Below are 13,900 nucleotides of genomic sequence, written 5' to 3' on the forward strand. Positions count from 1 at the left end.
TCATGTCGCCACGCGCTTCCGGTCGATTACCAGCGGCATGCGGAGACAACGTAGCGGAAGATTCACCCATTTCACGACCCCGCGCCAGTGATCCCCCGGCGGCGGGATCGCTGGGATGATGCCGCGCCGCACGCGCCCGCCCGGAGCCGCCGCCGCCGTGGGATCTCGGACTCTACCTGCACGTTCTCCGTTCCTCCGGCTCCGCGTCGATGCCGAATCCGGCAGCCTCGACGACGCGCTGCAGCAGCGCGAACGTCGGCTGGAACTTGCCCGACTCGATCCGGCTGACGGTGGACCGCGAGACGCCGGCCAGTTCGGCCAGCACGCTCATACTCAGTTCCCGCTCCCTGCGGACACGGGCGACGATCTCGGCTGCTGTGCTCACGGTTCCTCCGCGCTGTGATACCTGGCTGGACGCACGACAAGGCCCGCCGGTCGGCATTCCACCGGCAGACCTTGTCCTGCCCCGAGCCTATTCATCTAGTTTTCCACTGTCACGCCCAAGGAACCGGCGGGCTGCGAAAGGTTGCGCCTCATATCCGCGTCGGGTATTGGCCGTCATCTGCCGGTCAGCCAAACCCAGTACCCTCAGCGCACATGAGCACCGTCTCGATCGCGCGCACCGCGCGACGCCTCGCCGCCGAGCATCCCGCGTGGATGCTGCTGCGGTCGGGGGACGCGGCGGCCGCCATCACCCTGCTGGGACAGCACCTCGGCCAGGACACGCGCCGCCTGCCCGAGGCCGAGCTCGTCGAGCGGCTCGAGGACGACATCGCCGAGCTGCGGCGCCAGGGATTCACGCTCCCGCACTCCGCGGGACCGCAGGTGTCCGAGTGGCTGCGCGACGGCGTGCTCGTGCGCCGCGCGAGCGTGCGGGCCGACGGCGGGGCGGGTCCCGAGCAGCTCGAGCTGTCCGACGGCGCGCTCTCCGCGATCGCCTTCGTCTCCGGCCTCACGCGCCCCCATCCCGTCGCCACCCCGACGCGGCTGTCCATCGTGCTGGACGCCCTCCGTGATCTCGCCGACACCGTCGAGCCGGACCCCGAGGCCCGGCTCGCCGCGCTGCGGGCGAAGCGAGCGAGGCTCGACGCCGAGATCGACGGCGTCCGGCGCGGGACGGCACCCGCCCCGGCCCCCGCGGAAGCGGCCGAGCGCGCACGCGAGGTCCTCGCTCTCGCGGCCGGTGTCCCGGCCGATCTGCTGCGCGTCCGCGCGGCCCTGAGTGCGGCCGACGCCGAGCTGCGCCGTGGCCTCACGGAATCGGGCCCGGCCCGGGACGCGTTCGTCGACGACGTGTTCCGCGGCGTCGACCACCTCGCCGAGACGCCGGCCGGGCGGAGCCTCACGAACTTCCGCGCGGTGCTCGACGCGGGCGAGCACGACGCGACCAGCCACGTCACCCGGCTGCTGCGGGCGCCCGGCGCCGCCGCGGAGCTCACCCCCACCGAGGTGGCGGCACTCCGCGGGCTCGTGACGGACCTGCGCTCGGCCACGGACGACGCCACCGGTACGATGACGGCGCTGCGCCGCGCGCTCCAGCGGGCGGCGCGGTCCGGCGACCTCCCGCGGGAGCAGGCGCTGGCCGGTCAGCTCCGCACTGCCGAGGCCACCGCGCTGGAGCTGGCCGACGGCGTGCCGCCGCACACCCCGACCCGCCTGACCCTGAAGCTCGGTGCCGTCGCTCCCACCTCGCCCGCGGGCATCCGTCCGCACGATCCCGCCGACGACCGCCCGGCGCCGCTCGTCCGGCCCCGGCCGCCGGCCGCCGACGCCCCCGCCGATCTCGCCGCGCTGCGCGCGCTCGCCCGGTCCGCCGAGATCGACGAGGACGAGCTGCGCGGCAACGTGAACGACGTCGTGGCCCGCAGGGGTGCCGCCACCATCGGCGAGGTGCTCCGGGCCCATCCCGCGACGCAGGGCCTGGCGAGCGTCGTCGGGCTGCTCTCCCTCGCGGAGCGCCACGGGCGGCGCGAGGGTGAGAGCGAGGACATCACCTGGTCGGGAGCCAGAGGCAGCCTGCGTCGCGCCCGAATACCCCGCCACCGCTTCGAGGAGCCCGTCCCGTGACCGGACCCATGGAACATCTGAGCAACTCCCGCCCGGGCGGAAGCGGGGCGGCGCGCGTCCGGCCGGGACGGCCCGGTGACACGGGCCAGGGGTCCGCCGCGCCCGACGGCCCGGCGGGGGCGGGCGCCCCGGCGTCGTCGGACACCGGCGCAGGCGCCGAGGCACCGACCGCGCGCCTGTGGCAGGGCGATCCGGGCACCCTCCCCGCCGCCGCCCGGAGGGTGCTGGCGGCCCTGGTCCGCGGCCCGTACCTGTCCGCCGCCGACGACGACGAGGCCTGGGGCGAGCTCCTCACCCACCTCGACGGGGTGCGCGGGCGGCTCGCCGACATGTACCTGGACGTGGTGGTGGACCACGACGAGCAGATCGCGTTCGTCCGGGACGCCGCGGCCGCACCCGACGCGCCGGCGGTGGTCCGCGAGATCCCCCTGACCTTCCTCGACACGGTGCTGCTGCTGCACCTGCGCACCCGGCTGCTGGAGTCGCCCGGGCAGGAGGTGGTGGCCGACCTCGACGACGTCGTCGACCACCTGCACCCGTTCCGGCGTCGCAGCGGGACCGGCACCACGGGGTACGGCACCGGGTTCGACGTCGGGATCGCCACCGCGTGGGACCGGCTCGTCGACGCCGGGATCCTGCGCCACGTGGGGCCGGGCCGGCGCTGCGTGGTGTCGCCGGTGCTGCGCACACTGTTCGGGGCCGACGAGATCCAGGCCGTCCAGGCCGAGTACGCACGACTCAGCAGGGAGGGCCTGTGAGCACGCAGAGCAGCACGCGACCCGGACAGTGGCGCCTCGCCCGCGTCGAGGTGGTCAACTGGGGCACGTTCACGGGTCATCACCGCATCGACGTCGCCCGCAAGGGCTTCCTCCTCACCGGTCACTCCGGGTCGGGCAAGTCCTCCCTGGTCGATGCCGTGGCCGCCGTCCTCACACCGCCGTCGGAGCTCCGGTTCAACGCCGCGGCGGCGGCGGCCGTCGCGGGCGGCCGTGAGGACCGGTCGGTGACGAGCTACGTCCGGGGCGCGTGGCGGCACCGCACCGACGGCGCCACGGGTGAGGCCGTCGCCGAGACGCTGCGCCCCGCCACGACGTGGAGCGGGGTGCTGCTGCGCTACGAGGACGGCACCGGCCGCCTCGCCACGCTCGTCCGCCTCATGCTCCTGCGGCGTGCCGCGGCCCAGGCCGCCGACCTGTACGTGTACCAGCCCGGCGAGGCCGATCTCCTCGACCTGGAGCCCTTCGTCCGGACCGGGCTCGACGCGCCGGGGCTGCGTCAGCACATGCCCGAGGCCACGGTGTCGGACCGGCACGCCGGCTTCGCGGCCGCGTTCAGCGAGCGCCTCGGCGTCGGCGACCCGAGCGCGCTCGTGCTGCTGCACCGCACGCAGTCGGCCAAGAACCTGGGCAGCCTGGACGACCTGTTCCGCGACTACATGCTGGACGAGCCGATCACGTTCGGTCTCGCCGAGGCCGCGGCGCAGCAGTTCGCCGAGGTGTCACGTGCCCACGGCCGGATCGCGGACGCGCGGCGGCAGGTCGAGGCGCTGGACCGGCTGGCCCCGCTGTGCCGGCGGTTCGACGACGGCGCCAGGTCGGCCGTCCAGGCGGCGACGCTGCACGGCTCGCTGGAACCGTACCGGGACGCGATCAAGCTCGAGCTCGCGTCGGCCGCGCTCGGCGACGCGCAGCGCCACGAGGACGCTGCCACGCACGACCGGGACGCGGCGGACGCCGAGGTGGAGCAGGCAGCGAGCGCCCACCGGCAGGCGGTGAGCGTGCTCCAGGTGCGCGGCGGCCAGGCGCTGGCGACGCAGGGTGACCGGCTCCAGCGCGCGGGTGAGATCGCGGCGCTGACCCGCACGCGGCGCGGGGAGCTCGCGGCGGATCTGGAGTCCGTGGGGCTGTCGGCGCCGGAGTCGTTCGGGGAGTTCTCCGCGCTGCGCGAGCTCGCGCGGTCGGAGCTGGCGACGGGCGAAGGCGCCGGGGCGGGCGCCGTGACCGGATCCATGCCGGTGCTCACGGGCGCGGCGGCGCAGATGCGCAAGGCGCACGAGGCGCGCGCGGCGGTCGCCGCCGAACATGCCGCGATCTCGGCGCAGGTGCAGGCGCTGCGGACCTCGGGGAGCAATCTGCCGGCCGAGTTGCTGGCCGCGCGCCGTGCGGTGTGCGACGCGACGGGGATCAGCGAGACCGCGCTGCGGTTCGCGGCGGAGCTGTTGCAGGTCCGGCCCGGCGAGGAGCGCTGGACCGGCGCGATCGAGCGGGTGCTGCGCCCGCTGGCCACGACGCTGCTGGTGCCGTCGGCGCACCGGGACGCGGTGCGGGAGGCCGTCGACTCGATGGATCTCGGCACCCGTCTGGAGTACCGGGTGGTGGGGGTGCGCCAGGACGCGCCGCGTGCGGCGTCGAGCCCGGATTCGCTGATCCACAAGGTGGAGGTGGCGGACGGTCCGGCGTCGGGCTGGCTGCAGCGCCACCTGTCGGACTACGACTACCTCTGCGTGACCGATGCCTCCGGTCTCGACGACGCCGAGCGGGCCGTCACCCTCGCGGGTCAGGTCAAGCATGCGAGCGACCACGTGACGAAGGACGACACGGCGGCCGATCCGGCCACGTGGGTCCTCGGCGGGGACATCACCGAGAAGCTCGACCACCTGCTCGGGAAGGCCCGTGACGTGCAGTCCCGCCTCACCGCGGCGGAGGAGGCCGTCGCCGCGGCGACGGCCGCCGAGCGGGAGCGGCTGCGGCGGGCCTTCGCCCTGCGGCAGGTGCAGCGCCGGGAGTGGCACGACGTGGACATCGAGTCCGCCGAGCAGGTCCTGGTCGAGGCGCAGGGGACGTTCGACTCGCTCCTGAGCGGGACCCAGGACCTCGCGGCCGCCAAGCACGACGTCACGGGCGCCGAGCGTCGCCTGTCCGCCGCCCGCACCGCCGCGTCGGAGGCGGCGGACGTGCTGGCCGAGGCGCGGGCCGCCCGGCGCGCGATCGAGCGGGTGGTGGAGGAGCTGCGTGGGACGGTGTCCCGCGCGATCCCGGAGGAGCACCGGGCCGAGCTGGAGCGGCGTTACGCGGAGGTCCGGCCGACGGTCACGCACGATGTGGTCGACGAGGTGTCGCTCGTGGTGTCGCGCGCGCTCGACGGCGAGCGGGAGGCCGGGCTGCGCGGTTCGGGCGCGGCGGAGCGGGAGATCACCGAGCTGCTCGGTGAGTTCCGGCGGAGCTGGCCCGCCCTGACGCGGGACATCGGTGCCGGGGTCGGTGACCGGGGGCGCTACCTCGAGCTCGCCGAGGACATCCGCACCCGGCGGCTGCCCGAGCTGGAGGACGAGCTGGAACGGATGCTGTCCGGCGGGGCGCAGCGTGCGCTGGACCGGCTCGCGGCGGAGATCCGCCAGGCGCCGTCGGTGATCCGGGAGCGGATCGTGCCGGTGAACGAGTCGTTGCGCCGGTCGGAGTACGCACCCGGGCGGTACCTGGAGATCCGGGTCAAGGAGCAGCAGCCGGCGGCCGTGCGCGAGTTCCTGGACGCGCTGGACGGCCTCGCGACGGACCGGAGCACGGCGATGCCGAGGCTGGAGCGCCTGATGCGGCGGCTGGCGTCGGCGGACCCGGCCGACCGGGCGTGGCGCACCCTGTGCCTGGACACGCGGCGGCACGTGCGGTTCACGGGCGTCGAGCTGGACGGGGCGGGTCTGACGCTGGACGTGCACGAGTCGTCGGCCGGGCTGTCCGGTGGCCAGCGCCAGAAGCTGGTGGTGTTCTGCCTGGCGGCGGCGCTGCGGTACCGCCTCTCGACCCTGGACGACGGCACGACGCCGGCGTACGGCTCGGTGATCCTGGACGAGGCGTTCGACAAGGCCGACACCGAGTTCACCCGCACCGCGATGGACACGTTCCGGGACTTCGGGTTCCACATGATCCTGGCGACGCCGCTCAAGCTGCTGCAGACGCTCGAGGAGTACGTCGGCGGCGTCGGCCTGGCGACGTGCCCGGACGGCCGGGAATCGCGGATCGACGTGGTGGCTCTGGATCCCACGCCGGTCGTGGAGCGCACGTCGGCCGCGTAGGGCCATCACCTTCTCGCGGGAACTCCTGAGGTACGGGCGTCCGCCAGGCCGCGTTCGTAGGCCTCGCGGGAGCCCTCGCGGAACAGGTCGTCGGCGCTGGGGCGGACCAGCGTCCGCGCGCCCGGGCCGTCGTCGTCGGTCACGTACCGGGCGAGGCCGCGTATCACCGCCACCGCGCGTCCCGTCGCCTTGCCCCGGACGAGTTCCGTGGCGGAGGCGACCTCGTCGGCCACGGCCGTGACCGTGACGTTCAGCGGCCGGCCGTGGCTGTCGGTGCCGCCGCGCAGGTCGTCGGTGGGCGAGATGCCGGCGGCGCCGATCGCGATGTCGACGAGCGCGTCGCGCCACGGCCGGCCGGCGGTGTCCGTGACGACGACGCCCAGGCGGCCCAGCCCGAACCGGTCCCGCAGCGCGGCACGGATGCGGCGCGCGGACGCGTCCGGGTCGAGCGGCAGGAGCAGGACCGTGCCCTCGGGCGTGTTCGACGCGTCCACGCCCGCGGCCGCCATCACCAGTCCCAGCCGGTTCTCCACGATCCGCAGGGGCGGGCCGTCGGGGCGCTCGCGCACCGCGACGACGCGCACGGTCTCGTGGGTGATCGCCTGCTCCCGGTCCGTGGCGGCGATCGCCCGCCCCTCCGCCTTGGACACGATCTTCGAGGTCACGGCGACGACGTCACCCTCGACGGGCCGATCCTGAGGATCCTGGGCGGCGAGCAGGTCGCCGATCACGGCGCCGAGGTCGGTTCCGGGCGCGATCTCGGGCAGCCCGTCGGGCGCCCACACGGTGAGGCGGTGCATGGCGGCATTGTCTCCCGGTGCCCTCACGGAGTGAGGTCGGGGAGGACCTGGGCCGCGTAGGCGTCGATCCAGGCGCGGGGGTCCGGGCCGGCGTCGTGCACGTAGACGCGGTCGAAGCCCAGGTCGAGGAGGCGCTGCAGGTACTTGCGGTGCTCCCCGAGGTCGTCCGAGACGAGCACTCGGCCGGCGAAGTCGTCCGGCCGGAGCAGGCGGGCCACGGCGGCGACGTCGTGCGGGGAGCGCAGGTCGGACCGGGGCAGCCGGGCGGCTCCGATCGGCGGGTTCGCCAGCAGGTTCTCCTCGGCCAGTGCGGTGTCGGGCGCCCAGGACACCGGGACCTGCACGACCTTCGGCATGGCGTCCGGGTCCTTGCCTGCCTCCCGCGCACCCGCCGCGAACCGGTCGAGCAGCACCTGGAGACGTTCGGGCGGCGCGGCCATGGTGACGAGACCGTCCGCCTGACGGCCGGCGCGGCGCGCCGTGACCGGACCGCCCGTGGCGACGAGGATCTCCGGGGCCGTCTCCGGGGCGGTCCACAGCCGCGTCGCCTCCAGCCGGAAGTGCTGGCCCGCGAACCGGACGTCACGACCGGGCGGGGCCGCGAAGAGCTTCTTGATCAGGTCGACGGCCTCGAACAGCCGGGCGATCCGGCCCGGAGCCTCGGGCCAGTACTCACCCGTGACGTGCTCGTCGACGGCGTCGCCGCTCGCCACGCCCAGCCAGTGGCGCCCGGGGTTCATCGCCGCCAGCGTCGCGGAGGCCTGCGCGAGCACCGCGGGGTGCATCCGGTTCCCGGGCACCGCGACCGGGCCGAGGTCACCCGTGGTCCGCTCCCCCAGCGCGCCGAGCACGTCCCAGACGAACCCCGCCTGCCCCTGCCGGGCCGTCCACGGCTGGAAGCGGTCGGTCGCCATCACGCCGCTGAAGCCGCGCTCCTCCGCGTACACCGCCAGTTCCACCGCGTCCCGCGGGTGCAGCGCCTCGAGCATCGCCGCCAGACCGATCGTCGCCACGGATGCGACCCTAACCCGGTTCGGGCCCGCCGGGGCCGGCCCGGCCACGTCCTGCGGGCGTCACCCCGCCGTCCGGGTCTACCGCTCCGGGCCCGGAGGAATCACCGCCTCAGGCCCGCCGGGAGGACTCCGCACGTTGCCGGACCCAGGCCGCGGCCTCGGCGCGTTCCGCTCCGGACACCTGGGCGTAGGTCCGGGTCGCCTCTCTGGTCATGCCGTTGGCGAGGTACTCGTCGATCTCGGCGAGGGCCGTCGCCGGGACGACGGCCGTGCCGGCCTCGGCACCGAGGTGGTCCAGCAGCAGGTCGAACCTGCGTTCCAGTCTGCGGAGGCTTCTGGCCGCCGGCCCGAGGTGACTGGTGACGCTGACGACCAGGATGACGAAGAGGGCGATCAGGACCAAGCCGGGAATGAACTCCATACCGGCACATTAACGGTGCGTCGGCTCCGGCGGACCGGCGGGGCGGTGCTCGCGGCACGCGGCCCGCGGAGCAGGCAGGCGGTACCGTCCCGGCTGTGGATATCCGGGCGCCCGGCCGTGCGGGATCTGGGACACTTGACCCATGAGTACTCCGATTCCCGCCGGGCACACGGACCCGGCCACGACCACCACGAACGCCACGACAACACCCGCCGCTCAGGTAGCCGGTGCCGACGTCGTCCGCGCGGTGGTCAAGGGAGTACCTGATCGGGTGAGCGCGGACGGACTGGAGGAGAAGCTCGACGCCCGCTGGGACGCCGAGGGCACGTTCGCGTTCGACCGCGGCAGGACCCGCGAGCAGATCTACTCGATCGACACGCCGCCGCCCACCGCGTCCGGCTCGCTGCACGTGGGGCACGTGTTCTCCTACACGCACACCGACCTGGTCGCCCGCTACAAGCGCATGCGCGGGTACGAGGTCTTCTACCCGATGGGCTGGGACGACAACGGCCTGCCCACCGAGCGCCGCGTGCAGAACTACTACGGCGTGCGGTGCGACCCGTCGCTGCCCTACGTGGAGAACTTCGAACCGCCGCACCAGGGCACGGACGGCAAGAACGTGAAGCCGGCCGACCAGGTGCCGGTCAGCCGCCGCAACTTCATCGAGCTGTGCGAGCGTCTCACCACGGAGGACGAGCAGAAGTTCGAGGAGCTGTGGCGGCGCCTCGGCCTGTCGGTGGACTGGTCGCAGACGTACCAGACCATCGGCGCGGATTCGATCGGCACCGCGCAGCGGGCCTTCGTGCGCAACCTCGCCCGCGGCGAGGCGTACCAGGCGGAGGCCCCGGGCCTGTGGGACGTGACGTTCCAGACGGCGGTCGCGCAGGCGGAGCTGGAGGCACGTGACTATCCCGGGCACTACCACAAGGTGGCGTTCGGGCGGCCCGGCGGCGAGCCGGTGTTCATCGAGACCACGCGCCCGGAGCTGATCCCGGCCGTGGTGGCGCTCATCGCCCACCCGGACGACGAGCGCTATCAGCACCTGTTCGGCACCACGGTGACCTCGCCGCTGTTCGGCGTCGAGGTCCCGGTGCTGGCACACCACGCGGCCGAGCCGGACAAGGGCGCCGGTATCGCGATGTGCTGCACCTTCGGCGACCTGACGGACGTGCAGTGGTGGCGTGAGCTGCAGCTGCCGACCCGCTCGATCGTGCAGCGCGACGGCCGCATCACCCGCGAGGTGCCCGAGTGGATCGAGGGCGGCGCCGGCGAGGCCCTGTTCGGCGAGATCTCCGGCATGACGACGTTCAGCGCGCGCAAGGCGATCGTCGACGCCCTGCGCGCCTCGGGCGATCTCGCGGGCGAGCCCGTGGCGACCCAGCGCAAGGCGAACTTCTACGAGAAGGGCGACAAGCCGCTCGAGATCGTCACCTCGCGCCAGTGGTACATCCGCAACGGCGGCCGGGACGGCGAGCTGCGCGACGAGCTGCTGGCCCGCGGCAAGGAGCTCGACTTCCACCCCGACCACATGCGCGTGCGCTACGAGAACTGGGTGGGTGGCCTGAACGGCGACTGGCTGATCAGCCGCCAGCGCTTCTTCGGCGTGCCGATCCCGCTGTGGTACCCGGTGCTGGCCTCCGGCGAGGTGGACCACGAGAACCCGATCGTCCCGCCCGAGGACCGGCTGCCGGTGGACCCGACGTCGCAGGCGCCCGACGGGTTCACGGAGGACCAGCGCGGCGTTCCCGGCGGGTTCGTGGGTGACGCCGACGTGATGGACACGTGGGCGACGTCGTCGCTCTCCCCGCAGATCGTGGCCGGCTGGGAACGCGACGAGGACCTGTGGCAGCGGGTGTTCCCGATGGACCTGCGCCCCCAGGGCCAGGACATCATCCGCACCTGGCTGTTCTCGAGCGTGGTGCGGGCGCACCTGGAGAACGGCACGCTGCCCTGGAAGAACGCGGCGATCAGCGGCTGGATCCTCGACCCGGACCGCAAGAAGATGTCGAAGTCCAAGGGCAACGTGGTCACGCCGATGGACCTGCTCGTGGAGCACGGTTCGGACGCGGTGCGCTACTGGGCCGCCTCCGCCCGCCTCGGCGCGGACGCCGCGTTCGAGGTGGGGCAGATGAAGATCGGCCGCCGCCTGGCGATCAAGGTGCTCAACGCGTCGAAGTTCGCGCTGTCGTTCGGGCTGGACCCCGAGTCCGGCGAGGGCGAGATCCTGCTCGACCCGGCCGCCGTCACGGTGGACCTGGACCGCGCGATGCTCGCCGGGCTCGCGACGGTGACCGAGCAGGCGACCGCCGCCTTCGAGGCGTACGACCACACCCGCGCGCTCGAGGTGACGGAGACGTTCTTCTGGACGTTCTGCGACGACTACCTCGAGCTCGTCAAGGACCGCGCCTACGGCGACGGGGCGGGCAGCGCGTCCGGGTCGCCGGAGACCCTGTCGGCGCGGACGGCACTGGCGATCGCGCTCGACACGCAGCTGCGCCTGCTGGCGCCCTACCTGCCGTTCGCGACCGAGGAGGTCTGGTCCTGGTGGCGCGCGGGCTCCGTGCACCGCGCGCCGTGGCCCACGGCGGAGCCCTTGCGGGCCGCCGCCGGCGGTGCCCACGCCACGCACCTGACCGCGGCCGGGAACGCACTGGCCGCGATCCGCAAGGTGAAGTCCGAGGCGAAGACCTCGATGCGAGCCCCGGTCCTCGCGGCCACCCTCGCGGTGCCCGCCGCGGACCTGCCGGCGGTGCGGCTCGCCATCGGGGACGTGCGGTCCGCGGGCCGGGTGACCGGCGACCTGACGCTGATCGAGACGGCCGAGGGCCAGGGCGACCCGAACGTCCAGGGCGGGATGGTGACGTCCGGGGTCGAACTCGGTGAGCCGGAGCCCCGCAAGAAGGGCTGAAGCCGGGCGAACTCCGGCCCCCGGCCGCGTCACCTCGGTGTGACGCGGCCGGGGGCCGGAGTTCGCGTGTCAGTTGAGCATCAGGACGACGGCATCGCCGGCGTCGGCGGCGGCGGTGAAGAACTGGCCGAGGTCCTCGTAGGCGCCGGCCAGGGTGTCGAGCCGCTCCTCCGGCGGATGTTCGGTCGGGTCCGGGCATCCGTCGCAGACGGCGGCGTCGTAGAGCGGCGCCAGCTCCGCGAACGGCGTCCCCGTCAGGAACGCGGCCGCCGTGGCCACGTCGGACGACGGAAGCAGGCGGGCATTGCCGATCACACCGGGCAGCCCCAGTGGCTCACCTCCCTGAACGACGTCCACCGACAGCCCTCCGTGCTCCCGCAGGAGCCCGTGCAGCCCGCCCCAGGCCAGCCCGATCGTGAAGTACTGCGCCTGCCCGGGCGGGACGTCCCGCTCCACCCAGTCGTCCGCGAGCGCCTCGACGTGCGAGGCCACCCAGTCGTCGTTGCCTGCTGCCCGGACCGCGTCGTCTGCGCCGAGCCGTGCGTACTCGCACTGGACTCCGCTCAGTGCCGCGGTGAGACTCGGCCGGTACCCCTCGTGATTCCCCATGGCCGGGCACGCTAGCGACTCGCGCCGGACGGTGGGTCGGGCATAACGAACAGACCCAACCGCACCACCTCTGAACGCCAGCAGGCTTTACAAAGCCTTCACATTCGGGGGCGTTTGCGAATCGCATTCACAGAACGCACACCGGACCAACCGGTCAGGGGTGGTGGATAACCCGTAGAGCGCGTCAGCCGCGAGTCCGTTCCCCACGAAGCCGCGTGTCGTCTCCCGACATGGTCGCGGCGTACTCGTGCGGTGTGTGCCCGTCGTGCCAGCGCAGCGTGGCCGCCACCCCGTCGACGAGGCCGCCGGCCCCGACGCCGACCGAACCCTCGGGCGCGAAGGTGAGGCCCGCGTCCTGGGCGATCGCGGCGCGCACCAGCGCCACCGCCGCCGGCAGCTCCTCGAGCCCGTCACGCACGCCCAGCGCCTCCAGGTCGGCACGGTCGGACGCGATGTGCACCGGCTCCGGACCGATCCACAGCGTGCGGCCGTTCACCTGCCCGTTGCCCGTCCCGTAGTCCTCCGCCAGGACGAGCTCGGCCACCTGGGCACGGCCGAGCACGGCGACGACGTCGTCCACCGACGACACGGCGCCCTCGTCGCGCCCCAGGCCCTGCCGCAGCTCGGCGAGCACGCGCTCGCGCCGCCGCTCGCGGTAGCTGTCCAGCGCCTCGGCGACCCGGTCGGCGAAGACCCCGCCGCTCGCGGCGCCGCCCACCGCGCTCGCGCCGCCGACCGTCGCCGGACCGCCCCGCACGCCGCCGGGGATCTCGACACAGATCTCCGCGACAGTGCGGCCCACGGCATCGCGCACGCCCGCGACGGTGCGCACGTCGCCCGTGAGGACCACCAGCTCGGGAGCGGTCTCCTCCACGCGCCGGTCCACCTCGGCCGCGATCGCCGACGCGTTCTTCTCCCACGAGTCCTCGGCACGCGACTCGATCCGGGCGCGCTTGGTCCCCGTCGACCCGGTCTTGGCGATCTCGTCGTCCGGGGCCGCGAACTCCTCGTACACCCGGCCGCCGACGCCGGTCCGCGTGAAGTCCGCGCCCTTCCGGTCGACAGCGACCACCAGCAGCTCCACGGACTCGTCCGCGGCGCGGACCGCCTGGAGCAGCTCGGGCACGTTCGACCACGCGGTCAGGTCCGCCGTCGGCGCCTCGTGCAGGACACGGTCCACCAGCACGCCGGTGTCGTCGGCGATGACGACCCTGCCGTGCAGACCCGGCTCCCACGTCGGACGCCGGGCCGCCTCCTCCATGCTGTCCAGGACGTCGTCCGGGGCGCCCCGCGCCGCGAGTGACTTCCGCGCCGCCCGCCACCGGTTCGCGACGTCGCGGTCGGCGGCCTTGTCGGACGGGGTCGCGTCCAGGTACACGGTGGCGAAGGGTCCTGGGTGTCCGAGGAGCGGCTTGAGCCAGTCGATCTTCATTCCGGCCTCCTGGTTCCGAGGGTGATGCTCACAATCCATCCAGCCTCCGCCGAATCGCTGGCAGACGCCACCCCTGGACCAGGATTTTGCTGGGAAATCTCGTGACGGTCACCCCCAGGGCACGGCCACGACCCGCCGTCCGGCGTCAGAAAGCATCCCTTCAAGCGTACGTGTCGAGCTCCGGCAAGGTCTCGCCCGCGTGCTCGCGCGCGATGAGCTCGTGGCGCCTGATGACCTCACTGACGATGAACTGCCGGAACTGCACGGCGAAGTCCGGGTCGAGGCCCGAGGACTCCGCGATGGCCGTGAGGCGCTCGATCTGCTGGGCGTCACGCGAGGGATCGGCCGGCGGCATGTTGCCGACGGCCTTGAGCTCCCCCACCTGGCGGGTCAGCGTGAAACGTTCAGCCAGCAGGTGCACCAGAGCGGCGTCGATGTTGTCGATGCTCGCGCGCAGGCGCAGGATCTCCGAGGGCATCGCCGAGGCAGCAGGATCCGAGGTCATGGACACGAGGCTAACCCGGCGGCCGCCGCCGGGCGCCCGCGTGCCGACCACCGGACGTCACCGCGCCCGCGCGCCC

The 13,900-nt window shown here is 73.8% G+C and carries 11 protein-coding genes; 4 read left to right on the forward strand and 7 right to left on the reverse strand.

Features of this window, described 5'->3' with window-relative positions; all coding sequences use genetic code 11:
- Positions 1–172: 172 nt before the first annotated feature.
- A complete protein-coding gene (locus EDD34_RS14195; RefSeq protein ID WP_211341588.1) occupies positions 173–385 on the reverse strand; it encodes a helix-turn-helix transcriptional regulator in 213 nt (70 codons plus the stop codon).
- A gap of 212 nt (positions 386–597) precedes the next feature.
- Between EDD34_RS14195 and EDD34_RS14200 the strand changes: the two genes are divergently transcribed.
- The 3 genes from EDD34_RS14200 to EDD34_RS14210 are packed head-to-tail and all read left to right on the forward strand — an operon-like array spanning position 598 to position 6,136.
- Positions 598–2,067, forward strand: coding sequence for a DUF3375 domain-containing protein (locus EDD34_RS14200; protein WP_123815159.1), 1,470 nt, complete (start codon positions 598–600; stop codon positions 2,065–2,067).
- Entirely contained in the window at positions 2,064–2,825 is a 762-nt protein-coding gene (locus EDD34_RS14205; RefSeq protein ID WP_246012434.1) for a DUF4194 domain-containing protein, read from the forward strand. The genes EDD34_RS14200 and EDD34_RS14205 overlap by 4 nt, the downstream gene beginning before the upstream one ends.
- Positions 2,822–6,136, forward strand: coding sequence for an ATP-binding protein (locus EDD34_RS14210; RefSeq protein WP_170177083.1), 3,315 nt, complete (start codon positions 2,822–2,824; stop codon positions 6,134–6,136). The genes EDD34_RS14205 and EDD34_RS14210 overlap by 4 nt, the downstream gene beginning before the upstream one ends.
- A gap of 5 nt (positions 6,137–6,141) precedes the next feature.
- Here EDD34_RS14210 and cofE read toward each other — a convergent pair whose 3' ends face one another.
- From cofE to EDD34_RS14225, 3 genes are all read right to left on the reverse strand, one after another.
- A complete protein-coding gene (gene cofE / locus EDD34_RS14215) occupies positions 6,142–6,936 on the reverse strand; it encodes a coenzyme F420-0:L-glutamate ligase (protein ID WP_123815161.1) in 795 nt (264 codons plus the stop codon).
- 23 nt (positions 6,937–6,959) lie between these two features.
- Positions 6,960–7,949, reverse strand: a complete 990-nt coding sequence (locus EDD34_RS14220) for a TIGR03557 family F420-dependent LLM class oxidoreductase (RefSeq protein WP_246012436.1) — start codon at positions 7,947–7,949, stop codon at positions 6,960–6,962.
- Positions 7,950–8,058: 109 nt separating this feature from the next.
- Positions 8,059–8,370, reverse strand: coding sequence for a hypothetical protein (locus EDD34_RS14225; protein WP_123815162.1), 312 nt, complete (start codon positions 8,368–8,370; stop codon positions 8,059–8,061).
- 142 nt (positions 8,371–8,512) lie between these two features.
- On the opposite strand from EDD34_RS14225, the gene valS reads away from it, so the two are divergent.
- Complete coding sequence (valS, locus tag EDD34_RS14230) at positions 8,513–11,278, forward strand: valine--tRNA ligase (protein ID WP_123815163.1); 2,766 nt, start codon at positions 8,513–8,515, stop codon at positions 11,276–11,278.
- A 69-nt stretch (positions 11,279–11,347) separates the two neighbouring features.
- Here valS and EDD34_RS14235 read toward each other — a convergent pair whose 3' ends face one another.
- The 3 genes from EDD34_RS14235 to EDD34_RS14245 form a co-directional block, all read right to left on the reverse strand.
- Positions 11,348–11,887, reverse strand: coding sequence for a DUF1877 family protein (locus EDD34_RS14235; protein WP_123815164.1), 540 nt, complete (start codon positions 11,885–11,887; stop codon positions 11,348–11,350).
- Between the two features lie 184 nt (positions 11,888–12,071).
- Complete coding sequence (locus tag EDD34_RS14240; protein ID WP_123815165.1) at positions 12,072–13,319, reverse strand: baeRF2 domain-containing protein; 1,248 nt, start codon at positions 13,317–13,319, stop codon at positions 12,072–12,074.
- A 160-nt stretch (positions 13,320–13,479) separates the two neighbouring features.
- Positions 13,480–13,824, reverse strand: a complete 345-nt coding sequence (locus EDD34_RS14245) for a chorismate mutase (RefSeq protein WP_246012438.1) — start codon at positions 13,822–13,824, stop codon at positions 13,480–13,482.
- Positions 13,825–13,900: the final 76 nt, after the last annotated feature.

The organism is Myceligenerans xiligouense (assembly GCF_003814695.1).
GTDB lineage: Bacteria > Actinomycetota > Actinomycetes > Actinomycetales > Cellulomonadaceae > Myceligenerans > Myceligenerans xiligouense.